The 20,159-nt window shown below is 71.7% G+C and carries 18 protein-coding genes and 4 pseudogenes; 4 read left to right on the top strand and 18 right to left on the bottom strand.

The genetic code is table 11. The annotated features are described in order from the left end of the window. Positions 1 to 7: 7 nt before the first annotated feature. From FIV43_RS00245 to FIV43_RS00185, 13 genes and pseudogenes are all read right to left on the bottom strand, one after another. Positions 8 to 262 carry a hypothetical protein gene (locus FIV43_RS00245; RefSeq protein ID WP_141012509.1) on the bottom strand — a complete coding sequence of 85 codons (255 nt, stop codon included), beginning with the start codon at positions 260 to 262 and terminating at the stop codon, positions 8 to 10. Positions 263 to 368: 106 nt separating this feature from the next. Further along, complete coding sequence (locus FIV43_RS00240; RefSeq protein WP_141012508.1) at positions 369 to 1,028, bottom strand: aggregation-promoting factor C-terminal-like domain-containing protein; 660 nt, start codon at positions 1,026 to 1,028, stop codon at positions 369 to 371. Positions 1,029 to 1,309: 281 nt separating this feature from the next. Further along, a pseudogene (locus tag FIV43_RS00235) lies at positions 1,310 to 2,655 on the bottom strand (PhoH family protein). A gap of 366 nt (positions 2,656 to 3,021) precedes the next feature. Continuing rightward, the gene (locus tag FIV43_RS00230) at positions 3,022 to 3,444 is read right to left on the bottom strand and encodes a DUF5709 domain-containing protein (protein ID WP_141012507.1); all 423 of its coding nucleotides are present in this window, start codon (positions 3,442 to 3,444) and stop codon (positions 3,022 to 3,024) included. An 88-nt stretch (positions 3,445 to 3,532) separates the two neighbouring features. Further along, entirely contained in the window at positions 3,533 to 4,276 is a 744-nt protein-coding gene (trmB, locus tag FIV43_RS00225) for a tRNA (guanosine(46)-N7)-methyltransferase TrmB (protein WP_141012506.1), read from the bottom strand. 2 nt (positions 4,277 to 4,278) lie between these two features. Then, positions 4,279 to 4,632, bottom strand: coding sequence for a DUF4190 domain-containing protein (locus FIV43_RS00220; RefSeq protein ID WP_231123581.1), 354 nt, complete (start codon positions 4,630 to 4,632; stop codon positions 4,279 to 4,281). A gap of 189 nt (positions 4,633 to 4,821) precedes the next feature. After that, positions 4,822 to 6,015 (bottom strand): elongation factor Tu, encoded by a 1,194-nt coding sequence (tuf, locus tag FIV43_RS00215; protein ID WP_141012505.1) that lies wholly within the window; start codon positions 6,013 to 6,015, stop codon positions 4,822 to 4,824. A gap of 83 nt (positions 6,016 to 6,098) precedes the next feature. After that, positions 6,099 to 8,159, bottom strand: coding sequence for an elongation factor G (gene fusA, locus FIV43_RS00210; RefSeq protein WP_231123998.1), 2,061 nt, complete (start codon positions 8,157 to 8,159; stop codon positions 6,099 to 6,101). A gap of 135 nt (positions 8,160 to 8,294) precedes the next feature. Next, positions 8,295 to 8,765, bottom strand: coding sequence for a 30S ribosomal protein S7 (gene rpsG, locus FIV43_RS00205; protein WP_141012503.1), 471 nt, complete (start codon positions 8,763 to 8,765; stop codon positions 8,295 to 8,297). Between the two features lie 2 nt (positions 8,766 to 8,767). Further along, positions 8,768 to 9,138, bottom strand: a pseudogene (gene rpsL, locus FIV43_RS00200) (30S ribosomal protein S12). 281 nt (positions 9,139 to 9,419) lie between these two features. After that, positions 9,420 to 10,865, bottom strand: coding sequence for an NCS2 family permease (locus FIV43_RS00195; protein WP_141012502.1), 1,446 nt, complete (start codon positions 10,863 to 10,865; stop codon positions 9,420 to 9,422). After that, positions 10,862 to 12,112: an MFS transporter gene (locus tag FIV43_RS00190; protein ID WP_141012501.1), complete on the bottom strand. Its 1,251-nt coding sequence runs from the start codon at positions 12,110 to 12,112 to the stop codon at positions 10,862 to 10,864. Before FIV43_RS00190 ends, FIV43_RS00195 begins: the two co-directional genes overlap by 4 nt. 90 nt (positions 12,113 to 12,202) lie before the next feature. After that, positions 12,203 to 12,652, bottom strand: coding sequence for a MarR family winged helix-turn-helix transcriptional regulator (locus FIV43_RS00185; RefSeq protein ID WP_231123580.1), 450 nt, complete (start codon positions 12,650 to 12,652; stop codon positions 12,203 to 12,205). Between the two features lie 65 nt (positions 12,653 to 12,717). Between FIV43_RS00185 and FIV43_RS00180 the strand changes: the two genes are divergently transcribed. Further along, positions 12,718 to 13,002 carry a DUF2530 domain-containing protein gene (locus FIV43_RS00180; RefSeq protein ID WP_231123579.1) on the top strand — a complete coding sequence of 95 codons (285 nt, stop codon included), beginning with the start codon at positions 12,718 to 12,720 and terminating at the stop codon, positions 13,000 to 13,002. Beyond that, positions 12,995 to 13,645, top strand: coding sequence for a class I SAM-dependent methyltransferase (locus FIV43_RS00175; protein WP_141012500.1), 651 nt, complete (start codon positions 12,995 to 12,997; stop codon positions 13,643 to 13,645). Before FIV43_RS00180 ends, FIV43_RS00175 begins: the two co-directional genes overlap by 8 nt. A gap of 20 nt (positions 13,646 to 13,665) precedes the next feature. On the opposite strand, the pseudogene FIV43_RS00170 reads toward FIV43_RS00175, so the two are convergent. Then, positions 13,666 to 14,459: pseudogene (locus tag FIV43_RS00170) on the bottom strand (DUF3027 domain-containing protein). An 89-nt stretch (positions 14,460 to 14,548) separates the two neighbouring features. Between FIV43_RS00170 and FIV43_RS00165 the strand changes: the two are divergent. Next, entirely contained in the window at positions 14,549 to 16,024 is a 1,476-nt protein-coding gene (locus FIV43_RS00165) for an MFS transporter (protein ID WP_141012499.1), read from the top strand. Positions 16,025 to 16,027: 3 nt separating this feature from the next. On the opposite strand, the gene FIV43_RS00160 is transcribed toward FIV43_RS00165, so the two are convergent. Continuing rightward, entirely contained in the window at positions 16,028 to 16,423 is a 396-nt protein-coding gene (locus FIV43_RS00160; RefSeq protein WP_141012498.1) for a cold-shock protein, read from the bottom strand. Between the two features lie 185 nt (positions 16,424 to 16,608). Here FIV43_RS00160 and FIV43_RS00155 point away from each other — a divergent pair, with 185 nt between their 5' ends. After that, positions 16,609 to 17,226 carry a GNAT family N-acetyltransferase gene (locus tag FIV43_RS00155; RefSeq protein ID WP_141012497.1) on the top strand — a complete coding sequence of 206 codons (618 nt, stop codon included), beginning with the start codon at positions 16,609 to 16,611 and terminating at the stop codon, positions 17,224 to 17,226. Between the two features lie 32 nt (positions 17,227 to 17,258). Here the strand turns inward: FIV43_RS00155 and FIV43_RS21775 are convergent, their stop codons facing one another. The 3 genes and pseudogenes from FIV43_RS21775 to FIV43_RS00140 all read right to left on the bottom strand — a co-directional run bounded on the left by FIV43_RS21775 (position 17,259) and on the right by FIV43_RS00140 (position 20,115). Next, positions 17,259 to 17,549: an FHA domain-containing protein gene (locus tag FIV43_RS21775; RefSeq protein ID WP_231123578.1), complete on the bottom strand. Its 291-nt coding sequence runs from the start codon at positions 17,547 to 17,549 to the stop codon at positions 17,259 to 17,261. Between the two features lie 560 nt (positions 17,550 to 18,109). Continuing rightward, positions 18,110 to 18,502 (bottom strand): annotated as a pseudogene (locus tag FIV43_RS23615) (RDD family protein); the annotation flags it as partial. Between the two features lie 32 nt (positions 18,503 to 18,534). Then, entirely contained in the window at positions 18,535 to 20,115 is a 1,581-nt protein-coding gene (locus FIV43_RS00140; RefSeq protein WP_141012494.1) for an FHA domain-containing protein, read from the bottom strand. Between the last annotated feature and the right edge of the window lie 44 nt (positions 20,116 to 20,159).

Below are 20,159 nucleotides of genomic sequence, written 5' to 3'. Positions count from 1 at the left end.
TCTTGGCTCAGCGGCGCCGGCCGCTGGTGGCGCCCTCGACCACTCCGATCAGCAGCACCGCTGCGACGACCGCGAGCACGAACCCGAGCACGTTGAGCTCCCAGATGCTGCCGGTGCCGATCAGCCAGGCGATGGTGCCGCCGATCAGCGAGCCGAGCAGCCCGAGCCCGAGGGTGGCCAGCAGGCTCAGGTCCTGCTTGCCCGACTTGAACAGGCGCGCCAGCGCTCCGATGATGAGCCCGGCGACGAGGAAACCGATCATGCGATCAACCTACGCGGCCGGGTCAATCGCGTCCCGGGCGGCGCCGGACGTCGCGCCGTCCCGCCAGCGCCAGCCCGCTCGGTGCCGGCTGAGCCGGGATGAGGGGTCAGTACCAGCCGACCGACTGCGAGTGCCCCCAGGCGCCGCACGGGCTGCCGTAGCGGTCCTGGATGTAGCCGAGGCCCCAGGTAATCTGGGTGACCGGGTTGGTGGCCCAGTCGGCGCCGGCGGAGGCCATCTTGGAGCCCGGCAGGGCCTGCGGGATGCCGTAGGCGCTCGAGCTCGGGTTGTCGGCGGTCACCGACCAGCCGGACTCACGCGTCCACAGCGAGTCCAGGCAACCGAACTCGCTCACGCTGAAGCCGAAGTCGGCCATCAGCGCACGGGCGATGTCCTTGGGGTCGGAGTCGGAGAGGCTGCGCGCCTCGGTCATCGCCGCGGGAGCCTCCTCGACGAGGCTGGCGCGCTTCGCGGGATCCGCGGCGCCGCGCTGGTCGTCGCGGGAGACGACCTCCTCGCGGTCGGCCGCGGCCTCGACCACGGTGCCGCCACCGCTGAACACGGTGCCGATGTCGGCGGCGGGCGCAGCGGCAGGGCTGCCGGCGCCCTCACCGAGCACGCCGGCTCCCACCGACACACCGGTCACCGCGGCGGCCACCGAGGACAGCACCAGCACGTTGCGTGCGGCGGTCTTCGGAGCTTCCTTGAGGTGCGCGTGGCGGGGTGCCCCGCGGTGCTTGGGCGCAGGATTGGCAGGCTTCGACAAGAGAACGTATCCGTGGGGTCGGGGACTCGGCAGTGCGCCACCGAGAGTTGCCCGACTCCGTTGTCGATGCTGCTGGCGGCTCGACCACCATGCCTGACGTGCAGGGCGGGTGCAAACCGCGGCGCGCCGCCGTGGACAGAGTGTTGCTACTCAGCAGTCACATCTGGCACAGGGATCGCTCGCGCCACGCGGCGGCGTCCGGGGCAGGCCAGGGGTCGGTGCGTCCCGCGGGCCCGGACCCACGGGACGCACCGACCCACCCGACACGGCGGACCAGCGACTCAGACGACCACGTTCTCCAGCATCTCGGTCACCAGCGCCGCGATCGGCGAGCGCTCCGACCGGGTCAGCGTGACGTGTGCGAAGAGCGGGTGGCCCTTGAGCTTCTCCACCACCGCGACCACGCCGTCGTGACGCCCCACCCGCAGGTTGTCGCGCTGGGCGACGTCGTGGGTGAGCACGACCTTGGAGTTGGCGCCGATCCGGGAGAGCACGGTGAGCAGCACGTTGCGCTCCAGCGACTGCGCCTCGTCGACGATCACGAAGGCGTCGTGCAGGGAGCGGCCGCGGATGTGGGTCAGCGGGAGCACCTCGAGCATCCCCCGGTCGAGGATCTCGTCCACCACGCTGGTCGAGGTCAGTGCGCCGAGCGTGTCGAAGACGGCCTGCGCCCACGGCGACATCTTCTCCGACTCCGAGCCGGGGAGGTAGCCGAGCTCCTGGCCGCCGACGGCGAAGAGCGGCCGGAACACCACCACCTTCTTGTGCTGCTGGCGCTCCATCACCGCCTCGAGTCCCGCGCACAGCGCCAGCGCCGACTTGCCGGTGCCGGCACGCCCGCCGAGGGAGACGATGCCGACGTCGGGGTCGAGCAGCATCTCCAGCGCGATCCGCTGCTCGGCGCTGCGGCCGTGGATGCCGAACGCCTCGCGGTCCCCCGCACCAGGTGCACCTGCTTGTCGGGACCCACCCGGCCCAGCGCCGTACCGCGCTCGGAGAGGAGCACCAGCCCGGTGTGGCACGGCAGCTGCCGTGCCGCGTCCAGGTCCACGGTGCCGTCCTCGTAGAGCTCGTCGACGTGATCGGCCGCGACCTCGATCTCGGTCATCCCGGTGTAGCCGGTGTCGGAGTCGGAGATCGCCTCGCCGCGGTACTCCTCGGCGGCCAGTCCGACCGCGGACGCCTTGATCCGCAGCGGCAGGTCCTTGGAGACCAGGGTGACGTCGTGCCCCTCGTCGGCCAGGTTGCGGGCGACCGCGAGGATCCGGGTGTCGTTGTCGCCCAGCCGGAACCCGGACGGCAGCGACGACGCGTCCGTGTGGTTCAGCTCGACCCGGATCGAGCCGCCCTCCTCCCCCACGGGGACGGGCGTGTCGAGCCTGCCGTGGCTGACGCGCATCTCGTCGAGCATGCGCAGCGCGCCGCGGGCGAAGTAGCCGAGCTCGGGGTGGTGTCGCTTTCCCTCCAGCTCGGTGATCACCACGACGGGCAGCACGACCTCGTGCTCGGCGAATCGACGGAGTGCGCCCGGGTCGGCCAGCAGGACGCTGGTGTCGAGGACGTAGGTGCGCCGCTTCTTCGAGGGGCCGGACGGATGCGGACCGGACGGGGACTTGGTGGTTGCCATGACTGACCTCACCGACCGCACGCGCACCCGCGCCCGGCCTACTGTTCCTCGACGGTGGACCGGGAGACGCTGCGCCACTCGACGGAGGATGGGCCCCGCCGACACATGCCTGCCCGAACGCCGGGGTGCCGGCGCCCCGCCACAGCGGGGGCGGCGCAGAGCGCACCGTGCTCCCCCGGGGTGATCAGGTCGTTGTTCACGAACGGGCCTCCAGATGTGGCGGGCTTCCCCACCCGCCAGTACTTCGGAACGTACGCCTCCGAACCGCCGGATCCGGGCAACACGCCACAATCGCCGGTGAACGGCGCGAGAACGTCACACGCCCGAAACGAAGCCGCCAGCGCCGCGGCGGGCGGGACCGCCCGGTCAGTCCTCGATGATGTGCATCGCGGCCTCCTCGGCCGATGCCGCCGCTCCGTCGATGCCCACGTCGTCGCCGACCATGGACTTCTCCTGGTCCTCGCCGAAGCCCTGGTCCGGGTCGACCAGTCGGCCGGAGCGCTGGTCGCCGACCTCGGGCTCGTAGTCCGCCACGCGCTCGTCGTACCGCTCCGGGTCGTCGGCGAGCGCGGCGTCCACCTCCGGCTCCTCCTGGGCGAGCCGGCCGTCGAGGCCCTCCTCCTCGCCCTGCCGCTGGGCGGCCGAGTAGCGCTCCGGCGGGGAGTATCCCCGGTCGAGCTCGTCGTCGAGGTCGGCGTCCTCCAGGGTGTCCGCGGGGTCGAGCTGGTTCTCGTCGTCCACGCTGTAGTCGCCGTACACCTCGCGGTCATCGCTCGGCTGCTCGGTCATCGCCGGCCTCCTTCTCCATCGACGTCGCCTCCACCGTACGCCGCCGCGCACGACACGCCAGCCGGCCCCGGGGCGGCGACGGGTGGCGTCAGGACGCGGCAGGGCGCCGGTAGGCGAAGTCAGCGATGGTCCGCCCGACGGCGACGCCCTTGCGCTCGAACTTGGTCACCGGGCGCTCCTCCCAACGCTCCACCGGGCCGCCCTCCAGGCCGGGCTCGGCGTCGAGGACCGCGGCCATCTGCTCGGCGTAGTCGGCCCAGTCCGTGGCCAGGCGCCAGAGTCCGCCCGGCACCAGCCGGGTGGCGACCAGGGCCGCGAAGGTGGGGTCGACGAGCCGCCGCTTGTGGTGGCGGGCCTTGCGCCACGGGTCCGGGAAGAAGGTCCACAGCTCACTGATCGAGGAGGGCTCGCAGAGGTGCTCGAGCGACCAGACGGCGTCCACCCCGCACAGCCGCACGTTCTCCGCGCCCGCTTCGTGCAGGCGCGCCAGGGTCGCGGCGACGCCCGGCCGCCACACCTCGAACGCCAGCACGTCGTACGACGGTCGCGCGGCCGCCAGCGCAGCGGTCGCCTCGCCGACACCCGAGCCGATCTCCACGATCAGCCCGTCCCGCTCCCCCGGGCCCCGCCCGAACGCCGTGTCGAAGCTGAAGCCGGGCTGGTCGACCGCCTCGTCGGGGATCACCCAGTCGGCGTGGTGCGCGTCCCAGGCGGACTGCTGCTGGGGGGTGAACCGGTTGCCGCGGCGGGAGTAGCTCAGCACCTCCCGCATCCGTCGGCCGTCCTCGGTCAGCTTGTGGTGCGGGCGTGCCGGCGGGGTCCGGTCGGTCATGCTCAGGCCGAGACGGCGATCGCGATGAGCAGGATGTAGCCGATGCCGAAGAGCAGCCCGAGCAGCAGGATCACCGACCCCACGATGCCGAGGATCCAGCCGACGGTGACGTACTGCTGACCGCCCCAGCGCCCGCCCGACGCCTCGATCTCCTTCTTTACCCGGTTGCCCATGATCCAGGCGAACGGCGAGAGCACCTGGCAGAGGGCGAAGCCGAGGATGCCCAGGATCAGGATCTTGGAGGCCTCCGGGTGGTCCGGAGGCGGGCCGAACGGCACCTGGCCGCCCGGGTAGGCCTGGTACGGGCGAGGGTCGTACGGGTTCGGCCCCTGCGGGCCTGGCTGGCTGTCACTCACGACCGGGATCCTCCCACGCCGGCACACCCCCGCAAACGCAGAACCCCCCGAGCCCGGAGGCTCGGGGGTTCTGTCAGACCGCTGGGTCGATCAGGCGAAGTGGTTCACTTCGTGATCGGTCCGACTCGCTTCGCTCGTCGGGATCACTTCAGTTCGGAGCGGATACGAGCAAGCTCGATCCGCCGGTCCTCACTTCGTGATCTTGGTGACCCGGCCGGCGCCGACGGTGCGGCCACCCTCACGGATCGCGAACCGGAGGCCCTCGTCCATGGCGATGGGCTGGATCAGCTCGACGGCCATCTCGGTGTTGTCGCCCGGCATGACCATCTCGGTGCCCTCGGGGAGGGTCACCACGCCGGTCACGTCGGTGGTCCGGAAGTAGAACTGCGGACGGTAGTTGTTGAAGAACGGCGTGTGGCGGCCGCCCTCCTCCTTCGAGAGGATGTAGACCGAGGCCTCGAAGTTGGTGTGCGGGGTGGTGGTCCCCGGCTTCACCACGACCATGCCGCGCTCGACGTCCTCGCGCTTGGTGCCGCGGAGCAGCAGACCGACGTTCTCACCGGCCTGGCCCTCGTCGAGCAGCTTGCGGAACATCTCGACACCGGTGACGGTGGTCTTCTGCGAGCCCTCGCGGATGCCGACGATCTCGACCTCCTCGTTCACCTTGACGATGCCGCGCTCGATGCGACCGGTGATGACGGTGCCACGACCGGTGATCGTGAAGACGTCCTCGACGGGCATCAGGAACGGCTTGTCGGTGTCACGGGCGGGGGTCGGGATGTACTCGTCGACCGCGCTCATGAGCTCGGCGATCGAGTCGGCCCACTTCTCGTCGCCGTTCAGCGCCGGGAAGGCGGCAACGCGCACGACCGGCACGTCGTCACCCGGGAACTCGTACTCGGAGAGGAGCTCGCGCACCTCCATCTCGACGAGCTCGATGAGCTCCTCGTCGTCGACCATGTCGCACTTGTTCAGCGCGACGACCAGCGCCGGCACGCCGACCTGGCGGGCGAGCAGCACGTGCTCGCGGGTCTGCGGCATCGGGCCGTCGGTCGCGGCGACCACCAGGATCGCGCCGTCCATCTGGGCGGCACCGGTGATCATGTTCTTGATGTAGTCCGCGTGACCGGGGCAGTCGACGTGGGCGTAGTGACGCGCCTCGGTCTGGTACTCGATGTGCGCGATCGAGATCGTGATACCGCGCTGGCGCTCCTCGGGAGCCTTGTCGATCTGGTCGAACGGCGAGGCCTCGTTGAGGTCCGGGTGCTTGTCGTGCAGCACCTTCGAGATCGCCGCGGTCAGCGTCGTCTTGCCGTGGTCGATGTGACCGATGGTGCCGATGTTCACGTGCGGCTTGTTCCGCTCGAACTTCGCCTTAGCCACTGGGGGCTCCTCCTGGTGTGTGTGTTACTTGACTCGTACTGAAAGGGTGGTGCCGAGGGCCGGCGCCGAGGAATCCGAGAGGATTACTCGCCGCGCGCCTTCTTGATGATCTCGTCGGCGATGTTCGTGGGAACCTCGGCGTACGAGTCGAACTCCATCGAGTACGACGCCTGACCAGAGGTCTTGGACCTCAGGTCGCCAACGTACCCGAACATCTCGGACAGCGGGACCAGCGCCTCGACGACCATGTCGCCGTGCCGCTCCTCCTGCGCCTGGACCTGGCCGCGCCGCGAGTTGATGTCGCCGATCACGGTGCCGAGGAAGCTCTCCGGCGTGGTGACCTCGACGGCGAACATCGGCTCGAGGATGACCGGGCGCGCCTGGCGCGTGGCCTCCTTGAACGCCTGCAGACCAGCGATCTTGAACGCCAGCTCGGAGGAGTCGACGTCGTGGTAGGCGCCGTCCTCGAGGCTGACCTTCACGTCGACCATCGGGTAGCCGGCGAGGATGCCGAACTCCATGGCCTCCTGCGCACCCTGGTCGACCGAGGGGATGTACTCCTTCGGCACGCGACCACCGGTGACGTTGTTGGCGAACTCGTAGCCCGCGCCGGTGCCGGTCTCCGGGTCGATGCTCGGCTCGACCGAGATGACGACCTTCGCGAACTGGCCCGAACCACCGGTCTGCTTCTTGTGCGTGTAGGAGTGGTTCGCCACCTTGGCGCGGATGGTCTCGCGGTAGGCCACCTGCGGCTTGCCGACGGTCGCCTCGACCTTGAACTCGCGCTTCATCCGGTCGACGAAGACCTCGAGGTGCAGCTCGCCCATGCCGGCGATGATGGTCTGACCGGTCTGCTCGTCGGTCTTCACGGTGAAGGTGGGGTCCTCCTCCGTGAGCCGCTGGATCGCGGTGCCCAGCTTCTGCTGGTCGCTCTTGGTCTTGGGCTCGATCGCGACCTCGATCACCGGGGCCGGGAACGTCATCGACTCGAGCACGACCTGGTTGCTGGGGTCGCACAGCGTGTGGCCGGTCTTGGTGTCCTTCAGACCCATCACGGCGACGATCTGGCCGGCGCCGACCGATGCGATCTCCTCACGCTTGTTGGAGTGCATCTGGTAGATCTTGCCGATCCGCTCCTTGCGGCCGTTGACCGGGTTGGTGACGGTGGCACCAGCCTCGACCTTGCCGGAGTAGACGCGCAGGTAGAACAGCTTGCCCAGGTGCGGGTCCGAGGCGATCTTGAAGACCAGGCCGGAGAACGGCTCGTCGTCGGAGGGCTTGCGGGAGACCTCGATCTCCTCGTCCTTGACGTCGTGACCGACGATGTTCTCGACGTCCAGCGGCGAGGGCAGGTACTTCACGACCGCGTCGAGCAGGGGCTGCACGCCCTTGTTCTTGAACGCGGTGCCGCACAGGACCGGGTTGATCTTGTCGGCCAGGGTCGCGCGACGGATCGCGGTCTCCAGCTCCTCGACGGTGAACTCGTGGCCCTCGAGGTACTTCTCCATGACCTCGTCGTCGGCCTCGGAGAGGGTCTCGAGCAGCTTCTCGCGGTACTCGGCGACCTGCTCGGCCATCTCGGCCGGGATCTCCTCGACCTCGTAGTCCTCACCCATCGCGGTCTCGCCGCGCCAGGTCAGGGCACGCATGCCGACCAGGTCGACGACACCGAGGAAGTCGGACTCCGCGCCGATCGGGAGCTGCAGCACCAGCGGGGTGGAGTTCAGCCGGTCGACCATCATGTCGACGCAGTTGAAGAAGTCGGCACCGGTGCGGTCGAGCTTGTTGACGAAGCACATCCGCGGGACGGCGTACTTGTTCGCCTGGCGCCAGACCGTCATGGTCTGCGGCTCGACACCGGCGACACCGTCGAAGACCGCGACCGCGCCGTCGAGGACGCGGAGCGAGCGCTCCACCTCGACGGTGAAGTCGACGTGCCCGGGGGTGTCGATGATGTTGATCTGGTGGTCCTTCCACCAGCAGGTCGTCGCGGCGGACGTGATCGTGATGCCGCGCTCCTGCTCCTGCTCCATCCAGTCCATGGTGGCGCCACCGTCATGGACCTCACCGATCTTGTAGGTGATGCCGGTGTAGAACAGGATGCGCTCGGTGGTGGTGGTCTTGCCGGCGTCGATGTGCGCCATGATGCCGATGTTGCGGACGACGTTCAGGTCCGTCGTGATGTCGACTGCCACGTGAGTCAGCGTTCCTTAGATAGTGAGGTTCGGGACTGGATGCCGGAACGGCCGGTGGGAGCGGTTGCCCGCCCCACCGGGACGTCACCAGCGGTAGTGCGCGAAGGCCTTGTTCGACTCGGCCATCTTGTGGGTGTCCTCGCGCTTCTTCACCGCGGCACCGAGGCCGTTGGAGGCGTCGAGGATCTCGTTCATCAGGCGCTCGCTCATGGTCTTCTCACGGCGGGCGGCGGCGTAGCCGACGAGCCAGCGCAGCGCGAGCGTGGTGCCGCGGTTGCCCTTGACCTCGATCGGGACCTGGTAGGTCGCGCCACCGACGCGGCGGGACTTGACCTCGATCGCCGGGCGGACGTTGTCGAGCGCACGCTTGAGGGTGATCACCGGGTCGGTGCCGGTCTTCTCCCGGGTGCCCTCGAGGGCGGAGTAGACGATCCGCTGGGCGACCTGCTTCTTGCCGTCCTGGAGGACCTTGGAGACGAGCTGGGTGACCAGCTGCGACCCGTAGACCGGGTCGATGTCGATGGGGCGCTTCGGCGCGGGGCCCTTACGAGGCATCCTTACTTCTCCTTCTTCGCGCCGTAGCGGCTGCGGGCCTGCTTACGGTTCTTCACGGCCTGGGTGTCGAGCGCGCCACGGATGACCTTGTAACGGACACCGGGCAGGTCCTTCACACGACCGCCGCGAACGAGCACGATCGAGTGCTCCTGGAGGTTGTGACCCTCACCCGGGATGTAAGCGGTGACCTCGACGCCGCTGGAGAGGCGCACACGGGCGACCTTCCGGAGGGCGGAGTTCGGCTTCTTCGGGGTGGTGGTGTAGACGCGGGTGCAGACACCGCGACGCTGGGGGATCCCTTCAGGGCAGGCGTCTTGTTCTTGGACACCTTGTCCTGGCGGCCCTTGCGGACCAACTGCTGAATGGTGGGCACCTGGTGGTTCCCTTTCGGTGGTCTCTCAGTGCTCGGCACCTTGCCGGGCACGGGTGATGCTTGCTGCTCTGTGCCTCGGGCGCATCCGGGCCGGCGATGGTGCTCGGCGGGGCGCGCGCGACGTGTCCGGCGTGCCAGACACAAGCCACGAGATTACCGGCCGCCTGAGGCGTACGCAAAACTGCGAGGCTGCCCCGGAGCCGAGGCTCCGGAGCGGCCCGTCGCCGCCTGGGCCGTGCGGTCCTCCAGGCGTCGGTCCGGTCAGTGTCCCCGTCGGTGACTCAGGTCAGCCAGCGGGTCAGCGGGTCGATGGCGAAGTAGACCACGAACAGGGCCGAGACCACCCACAGCAGCGGGCTCACCTGGCCGGCCTTGCCCCGGACCGCCTTGAGGAAGACGAAGGTGATGAAGCCCGCGCCGATGCCGGCCGTGATCGAGTAGGTGAACGGCATCAGCACGATCGTCAGGAACGCCGGGAAGGCGATCTCGACGTCCTTCCAGGAGATCTCGCCGATCTGCTGCATCATCAGGAAGCCGACCAGGACCAGCGCCGGGACGGCGGCCTGCGAGGGGATCATCGCCGCGAGCGGCGCCAGGAAGATCGTCAGCAGGAACAGCGCGCCGGTGACCACCGAGGCCAGACCTGTGCGGGCGCCCTCGCCGACCCCCGTGGTGGACTCGATGTAGGAGGTGTTCGACGAGACACCGGCGGCACCGCCGGCCGCTGCGGCCAGGGAGTCCACCACCAGGATCCGCTCGGCGTGGGGCGGCTTGCCCTCCTCATCGAGCAGCCCGGCCTCGGCGCCGACCGCGGTCATCGTGCCCATGGTGTCGAAGAAGTCGGCGATCAGCAGCGTGAAGACGAGCAGCAGGGCGGCGATGACGCCGACCTCGGAGAACGAGCCGAACAGGTTGAACTCACCGAGCGTGCCGAAGTCCGGGGTGTCCACCACGGTGTCGGGCAGCGCGGGGACGGACAGCCCCCAGGCGTCGCCCGCGTCGACGATGGCCTCGACGACGATCGCGACCACGGTCATCACCAGGATCGAGATCAGGATCGCGCCGGGCACCTGCCGCACCCACAGCGCGGCCAGGAGGAGCAGGCCCGCGACGAAGATCAGTACCGGCCAGCCGCTGAGCTGGCCGTCGAAGCCGAGCTGCACCGGCACCGTGGTCTGGGCGACGTCGGGGATCCGGGTGACCACCCCCGCGTCGACGAGACCGACCAGCGCGATGAAGAGGCCGATGCCGACCGAGATCGCCACCTTGAGCTGGGACGGGATGGCGTGGAAGACGGCGGTCCGGAAGCCGGTGAGCACCAGCACCAGGATCACCAGGCCCTCGAGCACCACCAGGCCCATCGCGTCCGCCCACGTCATCTGGGAGGCGACCGCCACGGCGAGGAAGGCGTTGAGGCCGAGGCCGGTGGCCAATGCCATCGGATAGTTGGCGACGACGCCCATCAGGATCGTGAGCACGCCGGCGACCAACGAGGTGCCGGCGGCGATCGCGGCCAGGTTCGGCTCACCCCCGCCGCCGAGGAACTGGCCGTCGGCGTCGACCGCGAAGCCGAGGATGAGCGGGTTCAGCACGATGATGTAGGCCATCGTGAAGAAGGTGACGAGGCCGCCCCGGACCTCGCGCCCGACGGTCGAGCCCCGCTCGCTGATCTTGAAGAAGTTGTCCAGGGTGCCCGTCGTGGCGCTCCCGTCACGCGTGTTGCTCACCCGCGCAGCATGACAGATCCCGCGGGTGCCGGCTCCCCGGCCCGGGCGGCGACCCGCTGCTCGGCGCTGCTACGCACCAGCAGCGCGACACCGACACCGACGATCACCAGCGCCCCGCCGACCAGCAGCGTCCAGCGGGCGCCGTACGTCTCGCCGATCCAGCCGATCACCGGCGAGCCGAGCGGGGTCCCGCCCATCACGATGGTCATGTAGAGCGCCATCACCCGGCCCCGCAGCAGCGGGTCCGACTCGACCTGCAGGGTGGCGTTGGCCGAGTTGAGCAGGGTGATCGTGGCGAGACCGATCAGCGGGCACATCAGCACGAACGTCCAGTAGCCGGGCATCAGGCCGGCCACGATCTCCGCGACCCCGAAGGCCAGCGCCGCCCCGGCGATCAGCCGCAGCCGCACCTTGGTCCGCCCGGCGGCGATCAGCGCACCGCTCAGCGAGCCGACCGCCAGGGCCGAGCCGAGCAGCCCGAACTCGCCGGGCCCCTTGCCGTAGACCTCGGTGGCCATCAGCGCCGAGGTCATCTGGAAGTTCATCCCGAAGGTGCCCGCGAAGAAGACGATCACCAGGATCATCATCATCTTCGGCTGCGTCCGCAGGTAGGCGACGCCCTCCCGCAGCATCCCCGGCTGACGCCCCACCGGACGCGGCGAGTGCAGCGCCGCGACGTCCATCCGCTCCAGCTGGGCGATCACCGCGAGGTAGGAGATCGCGTTGAGACCGATCACCCAGCCGGTCGCCTCGGTGCCGCCACCGAGCACCCCGATCAGCACGCCGGCCAACGCCGGGCCGAGGATCCGGGCGGTGTTGAAGGCGGCCGAGTTCAGGCTGACCGCGTTGGTCACGTCCTCGGGACCGACCATCTCCGAGACGAACGCCTGGCGCGCCGGGGCGTCGAAGGCCGACCCGATGCCGAAGGCGAACGCGAGCGCGTAGATGTGCCAGGTCTCCACGTGCCCCGAGATCGCCACCACACCGAGGGCGAGCGCGGCCAGCGCCATCGTCGCCTGGGTGATCTGCAGCATCCGCCGCTTGGGGAAGCGATCGGCGATCACACCGGCGTAGGGCGAGAGCAGCAGCACCGGCAGGAACTGCAGCCCGGTGGTGATGCCGAGCTCGGCGCCACCGTTGCCGGGGATGGTCAGGACCAGCCAGTCCTGGGCGACGCGCTGCATCCAGGTGCCGACGTTGGAGACGACGCTGCCGGCGAAGTAGAGGCGGTAGTTCGGGTGGGACAGGGAGCGGAATCGGGGGCTCGTGGTGACTCCTCGTGCTGGTCGGCGGTCGTGCTGGTCGGCGGTCGTGCTGGTCGGCGGTCGTGCGGGCGGTCAGTCGGCCTGGGCCAGGCGGTCCAGGATCGGGGCGGCGCGGCGGAGCACCTCGCGCTCCTCGGCATCCAGGGCGGCCAGACCGCGGGTCAGCCAGGCGTCTCGCCGGGCCCGGTCGGCGAGCACCGTCCGGCGCCCCGCCTCCGTGATCCGTACGACGACCTGCCGGCCGTCCTCGGGATGCGGGTGGCGCTCGACGTACCCACCGGCGGCCAGCGCGGCGACGGTCCGGGTCATGCTCGGCGGGCGCACCCGCTCCGCGGCGGCCAGCTCCCCCGGGGTCGCCGCTCCGTGCCGGTGGAGCACCCCGAGGACGGCCATCGCGCCGGCGCTGAGCGGGTTGGCCGGGTCGCGCTCGGCGATCAGTCGACGGCGCAGCCGCATCACGCCGAGCCGGAGCTCGCTGGCAAGGCCGGCATCGGTGCGCGCGGTTCGGGTGGCGGTGGGCACGGGGATCACAACTCCTTACCGTTGCTAACTATTCCCGCGGAGGGCCGATCTCCTACGATGGGGGCGTGGAGCCCAGGGACGAACAGCCGGAGCAGCGCGAGATCGGCAACCGCACGTACCTGATCGCGCCCGTCGAGCCGCTCGACGTGGACGGGGTCCGGACCGTCCAGGTCGGCACCGCTCTGTTCCTCCTCGCCTTCCTCGGCCTGCTTCCGTTCTACGGACGGCTGCAGACCAACGAGACCACCTGGCTGCTGTGGATGTGCCTCACCGGCGTCGGCCTCGGCCTGATCGGCCAGGACTACTGCAAGCGGCGACGGGCCGCGCGGCAGCAGGCCGACCGTGACTGACGCCCCGCTGCCGCCCACCCGGTGGGCCCAGGGCGGGGCGAGGAACACCGGCTACGGCAGCCGCTTCGCCGAGCTCGTCGCCGACGGCGCCGACGTCGACGGCGAGGCGCGGCTGGCCGACACACTGGTCGCGCGTGGCGCACGCGTGCTCGACGCCGGCTCGGGGATGGGCCGGGTCGGCGCCGCGCTGTTGGACCGCGGCCACCGCGTGGTTGGCGCCGAGCCGGACCCGGCGCTGGTCGAGCAGTCCCGGCGCACCTACCCGCGGCTGGCGGTCGTGCCCCGTGAGATCCTCGCGCTGCACGCCGAGGACCTCACGGCCGTTGGCGCGCCGACCGCGTTCGACCTGATCGTCTGCGTGGGCAACGTGATCACCTTCGTCGCCGAGTCGACCGAGGTCGCGGTGCTGGTGCGGCTGCGCGAGCTGCTCGCCCCGGGCGGACGGGTGCTGGTCGGCTTCCACCTGCGCGGCGGGCCGGCCACCGCCCGCGCCTACCGACCCGAGGAGTTCGTCGCCGACGCGGCCGCCGCGGGTCTGGTGGTGCAGCACCGGTTCGGCGGCTACGACCTGCGCCCGGTGGACGAGGACTACGCGGTGTGGGTGTTGGCGGCCGACGGCGCGGGGTCACCGCACCCGGGCTGACCCACTCTCAGCTTGGATGCTCAGAACGACTCGAGGTCCTCCGGCGAGAAGGTGTCCAGCACCGGAGGCGCGGGCGGCTGCGGCTGCTGCCGCTTGCTGAGACGGACCTCGGAGTGGGCGCCGCAGCCGTGGTCGAAGGTGACCACCCGGCCGTCGTCGTTGGCGTCCCCGTTGGCGCAGACGCCGAAGGTCTCGGACAGCGGACCGGCGAGCCGGACCAGGAAGCCGCAGCTGAAGCACTGGTCGGTGGCGGACTTGGCCACCGGCGCCTCGGGGCCGGCCGCGCCGTCGTACCAGCGCTCGGCGGCGGCGTCCCGCCCTCCGGCGAGAGGGTGCGGACGCGACCCAGGCCGAGGTCCTTGGCGACGGTTCGGATCTGGGCCTTGTCGTCGGCGTCCAGCGGGTCGTCGCCGAAGGAGTAGGTGGGGACCAGGCGCGGGTCGTCGTCGGAGACCGGCAGCAGGTCGCCGGGCGACATGTCACCGGGCTGGATGCGCTCCCGGTAGGGCACCCACGCAGGGGCCGTGATCGCCTCCGCGCCGGGCAGCAGCACGGTCTCCACCACGGTGACCTTCCGCTGCCGGGAGGCGCGGGTGAGGGTGACCGCCCAGTGCCAGCCCTGGTAGCCCCGGCGCCGGCACGCGAACAGGTGGGTGACCAGCCGCAGTCCGTCGACCTGGTGACCGAGGTGGTCACCGACGTCCTGGGCGTCGACGTCGTCCAGAAGTGCCGCGCGCGCCGCCTCCACCGCTTCCACGGTGACGGCGTCGGTCGACTTGCGCTCCAGGGTTGCCACGGGCACAGCATCCCTCATCGGCGCCGGGCCCGTCACCCCGGGGTGGCCGCCGCGGTGGGCCGGGTCGCTCGCCGAAGTCGTCGGACCGAGCAGGCAAGATAGGCCAGGTGAGCACCGACGGACACGACCCCGGCTCCCCGGCTGGCCCGACGGCTCCCGACCCGGCCGCGGGCGGTTCCACGGACGGCACCGGCCGGACCGTCGGTCAGAGCCTCGGCAGCGGCGCGAAGGCGACCGCGCGCGGAGTCCGGGCCACCGCCAGCGCCACCGGACGCGCCGGGCGGGCCACCGTCCGCCGGGCCCGGCGGGCGGCCGGCGCGCAGGGCGCCGACAAGTCCGGCCTCAACCGCCTGATCGAGCTGCACGCCTGCAGCGCCGCCGGGGACGCGGCGGTCGCGATCGCCCTGGCGGGCACCATCTTCTTCGCCGGCGCCACCAGCGAGGCGCGCAGCCAGGTCGCCCTCTTCCTCGGGCTGACCATGCTGCCGTTCGCGATCGTCGCTCCCCTGATCGGCCCGTTCCTCGACCGGTTCAGCCACGGCCGCCGCTGGGCGATCGGCGCCACCTTCGCCATCCGCGGTTTCCTGTGCTGGGTGCTGGCCGGGGCGATCGCCTCGGAGTCGATCTGGTTCTACCCCGCCGCCCTGGGGGTGCTCGTCTCCTCCAAGGCGTACGGCGTGACACGGGCCGCCGCCGTGCCCCGGCTGCTGCCGCGCGAGATCACCCTGGTGAAGGCGAACGGGCGGGTGTCGCTCGCCGGCGTGGTGGGAGCCTCGGTGTCGGCGCCGCTGGCCGGCATCGCCGCCTTCTTCGGCGCCGAGTGGACCCTGCGCTACGCGTTCCTCGTCTTCGTCCTGGGCACCGTCGCCGCGATCCTGCTGCCGGCCCGGGTCGACTCCAGCGAGGGCGAGCAGCAGGTCGGCGACCCGGCCACCGGACGCCGCGGCACCGGCATGCCGGCCAAGGTGGCCTTCGCGCTGCGCGTCAACTGCGGTCCGCGCTGGCTCTCGGGCTTCCTGACCATGTACATGGCGTTCCTGCTCCGCGCCGAGCCGATACCGGGCTGGGAGGACCGCACCACGCTGCTGATCGGACTGGTCATCGGCGGCGCCGGGTTGGGCAACACGCTCGGCATCCTCGTGGCGTCGATGGCGCGGAGGATCAACCCCGCCGTGATGGTGGTGGTCGCGCTGCTCGCCGACATCGCGATCTGTGCGGTGACAGCGGTCTTCTACAACCTGATCACCATCGTCGCCCTCGGTCTCACCGCCGGCCTGATGCAATACCTCGCGAAGGTGTCGCTGGACTCCACGATCCAGACCGGCGTCCCCGCCCGCTCCCACTCCAGCGCGTTCGCGCGCGGGGACACCACGCTGCAGCTGGCCTGGGTGATCGGCGGGTTCGTCGGGATCGCGATGCCCTGGATCCCGCAGCTCGGGCTGGGCGTCGCAGCGGTGGTGCTCTCCGCCTGGGCGGTCTTCACCCTCGGCGCGCGGAGCCTCCTGAAGCGCCCCGCCGGAGCGGACTCGGCCCCGGCGCCGCCGGCGCCCGCGGACCCTCCGCGTGCCGGCGGCAGCCGCTGACGGTCAGGACTCGAGCTCGGTGGCCAGCGCGCGCAGCAGCTTGGCGACCGGCTGAGCGGTACGACGCTCCGGGTGGCGGCCGTGCCGGTAGGACTCGCCCACGCCGTCCAGCAGCCGGATCAGGTCCTCGACGATCGGGACCATCTCCTCGGGCTTCTTGCGCTTGGCCTGGGCCTTGTTGCGCGAGACCGAGGCCTGCGCGTCCAGCACCCGCACCTGGAGCGCCTGCTCGCCGCGCCGGCCCTGGGCGATCCCGAACTCCACGCGCGTCCCCGGCTTCACCGTGGTGAGGCCCTCGGGCAGCGCGTCGGCATGGACGTAGACGTCCGGACCGTCGGACTGGGAGAGGAACCCGAATCCCTTGTCCGCGTCGAACCACTTCACCTTGCCAGTCGGCACCGTCCTCGACCTCTCTCCTAGGAGCTGGGGGCCGGTGGACCCGGCCAGCGGGAATCGTAGGCCATCGCCACGCGACGCCCGAACCCCTTTCCCTCCGGGTGGCCGCGCAGCCCGTGGACGGTGCAGGATCGACAGGCCCAGGGCGGCCGACGGCAGGCCGTCCGACGACGTGCGGAGGCAGTGGCGTGGACGCGCAGAGCAGGACCGACCCGACCGGCCCGACCCTCGCCGCGCCGCCGTTACCGGTGCGCACCGCGCGGCTCGTCCTGCGTCCGCTCCGCCCGGCGGACATCCACGACCTCGGTTACTACCGCGACCCCGAGGTGTGCCGCTTCCTGCCGTTCCCGCCCACCGACCAGGAGGGGCTGCGGGCGCGGCTGGACCGCCTCGGCGCCGGCACCGCCCCGTCCCGACCGGGCGACGCCCTGCACCTGGCCGCCGACCTGGACGGGCGGGTGATCGGCGACGTGATGCTGCGCCTCGGCTCCCGGCTGACCGACCACGACCCGCCGGCCGTGGCCGAGATCGGCTGGGTCTTCTCCCCCGATGTCGCCGGGCTCGGCTATGCCACGGAGGCGGCCCGGGCGGTGGTCGACCTCGCGTTCTCGCACTATCCGCTGCACCGAGTCTCGGCACAGCTGGACCCGCGCAACACGGCGTCGGTGCGGCTGTGCGAGCGGCTCGGCCTGCGGCACGAGGCGCACACCCGCGCCGACTTCCCCTCCTGGGACGGCTCCTGGAGCGACACCGGCGTCTACGGCATCCTGCGCGCCGAGTGGCGCCAGCAGCCGGGCCCACCCTGAGGCCCGGACGGCTCGGACTGCCGGGGCCCGGCTCAGCCGTCTCGCGCGACCCGCATGGTGCGGTCGCCGAAGCGCACCTGGTCGCCGTCGATCAGCGTCGTCGGACGCCCCGGGGAGAGTGACTTCGAGGCGCCGCCGCGCAGCACGTAGGAGCCGTTGGTCGAGCCGCGGTCCATCACCACGAGCGCACCGTCGGGGACCACCTGGAACTGGGCGTGGGTCTTCGACAGGGACATGTCCTCCGAGCGCAGCGGGACCACGTGGCGGACCGGCTCCCCCGCCCGCGGCTCCGGACGGCGGCCGACGATCGCCAGCCCCTCCACGACGAACGACTCCCCCGTGTCGAAGGTGACCCGCCAACGCGCGTCCGTGGCGCGTCGACGCTGCCCGGTGCCCGCGCCGGAGGGCGCCGGCGGCGGTGAGGGTGGGATCGACGGTCGGGCGGGTGTGCCCGGCGGGGTGGCCGGCGTCGGGCGCGCGGGCGGCGCAGGGGCCGGGCGCGCGGCCGGCGCGGGGTCGGCGGGACCCGGTCGGGGGCGGACACCGGGTCCGGCCGGACCGCCGGGGTCGGCTGCGGCGCCGCGCTCGGCGTGGGTGTCGCGCTCGGGCTCGGTGCCGAGCTCGGGCCGGGCGCCGCGCTCGGGGTGTGTGCCGGGGCCGCGGGCTGGGGGGTCGGCTGGGGGGTCGCCTGGGGGGTCGAGGTCGCCTGAGGGGTCGGGCTGGGCAGCAGCCGCATCGCGGTCAGGTTGACCACCTGCTGCGGCCGGTCGTCGGCCTCCACCTCGACCACCGGTCGAGGACGTACGTCGACCACCACCGCGTCACCGATCCGATCGTGCCGCGCGCGCCGCCGACCCGACGGGTCCATCGCCGCGGTCCACGCCAGCATGGCCGCGCCCAGACCGAGGGTCGGCAACCCGGCGAGGCCCAGCACGATCGTGCGCATCAGCGCCGCACCCACTCCGATCGGCATCCCGTCGCCGGCCCGCACCACCCGCAGCCCGGTCAGTGCCATCCCCGGGGTGAGCGCGGTCGTCCCCAGCACCACCGCGGTGACCAGCCCGATCAACAGCAGCACGCCGACCGCGATCCCCGCCGCAGGCAGGAACTCGCCGGGAGCGACCAGCCGGCCGACGCCGTACCCGATGCCGGCGGCGACGCCCCACGCCAACAGGCGGTCCAAGGCATACGCGGTGAACCGACGCTCGAGGTCGGCGGCCGGGAACTCGGTGACCGGGTCGGCGGTCGGGACCGCCCCGGGGGCAGGCGGGGACATGGTGGGGGCGCTCCGAGACGTCGGCCCGGCGGTCAGGGCCGGGAGACCTGGATCGTGATGCCGTCACCGAGGTCGATGATGGCGCCGGGGATGAGCTGCACGGCGATGCCCGGCTTGAGGTCCTCCGGGCCCAGGCCGGGCTGGACCAGCACGGTGCCGTTGGTGGAGCCCATGTCCGTGACCACCGCGGTGCCGTGGTCGGCACCGGTGCCCGGGCGCACCTCGACGTGCGTGGAGGAGATCTCGTGCTGCCGGCTGGGCACCGTGATCAGCTGGGGCTGCTCGCTGGAGGTGAAGCGTCGCGCCTCCGGGGAGCGTCCGATCAGGACCACCCGGTCCACCACGACGCTCTGGCCGTCCGAGATCAGCAGCTGCGCCACCGCCTGGCCGGTCCGGGCGTCGGCCGGTGCCGCCGCGGCCTCCGCGTTGGTCTGGCCGTCGTGATCGTCCGCGGAGGCGCCGACCGACTCCCAGGTCCCGATGCCCAGCGGCGGAGGCGGCGCGTCGGTCGAGGGAGCGTCGGTGGGCGGCGGCGGGAAGCCCGGCGGCACGTCGGCCGCGGGCAGCTGCTCGCCCGGAGGCTGCGTGTCGTCGTCCAGGTCCTCGGGCGCCGTGGCGCCGGCGTCCGGCGCGACGTCGGCGGCCGCCGGAACGACCGGAGGTGCCGGGGGCGGCGGACCGGCCGGCAATCCCCACGGGGTCACCCAGTCCTCCGCCGCACCGCTCTCCGCACCGCTCTCCGCACCGCCCGTGTCGCCGTCGTCGGCGGCGTCGTCGTCCAGGTCAGGGAGCGGATCGCTCAACGGGTCGCTCAGGGGATCGCTCAACGGGTCGCTCAGGGGATCGCTCAACGGGTCGCCCGCGGGCGCGCCCCCGGCGGGTGCGGCGGAGGCCTCCGCCACCGACTCCATCATCTCCGTCGCCGGTCCGATCTCGCCCGTCTCGTCGGCCTCGCCGATCTCCCCGGCCCCGCCGTCCATGTCGTCCATGTCGGCCATGTCGGCCCGGGCGGCGGCAACCCCCACCGCGACCCCCGATCCGACGCCGGCGGCAGCCACCGGAGCGGCATCCGACCCGGCGTTCTCGGCCGGGACGTCCGACGGCTCGGCGGCTGGTGCGGCCGCCTGCCCGGCGCTCGGGACCAGGCCGGGGCTGTCCACCCTCCCGGCGCGGACCAGGCCGGTCACGATCGGGTAGTCCTCGCCCGCACCGGCCGCGTCGGGCGCCTGCTCGCCGCCGTCCAGACGGATGGAGAGCGAGTCGGGCGCGGTGAAGGTCCGCTCCACCCAGGTGCCGCCCGCGACGCCGTCCAGCTCGATGGTCTCACCGTCCGCCACGACCGATGCCGTCACCTCGGCGCCGCGCAGCAGCACACGGGTCGGCCCCTCACCGGCGGTCACGAGCGCGAACCCCGGCAGCCGGCTCAGCCCGGAGGCGAGCAGCGCGTCGAGGACCTCGTTGAAGTCGGCGCCACCGTCGACCAGCGCCCAGATGCCGACCACCGTCTCCTTCTGGACCGCCGGCAGGAACACCGTGGCGTTGCTCCCGAAGATCGCATACCAGGCACCGGCACGGTAGGACCAGGCGTGGGCGGTCGGACTCGTCAGGCTCATGGGAGCGCTCCCAGCTTCTCCTCCAGACTCAGACGCTCGGCGTC

The sequence above is a fragment of the Nocardioides sambongensis genome (assembly GCF_006494815.1).
GTDB lineage: Bacteria > Actinomycetota > Actinomycetes > Propionibacteriales > Nocardioidaceae > Nocardioides > Nocardioides sambongensis.
Note: the sequence above shows the minus strand (reverse complement) of the source record. Positions and strands in the feature narration are given on the sequence as shown.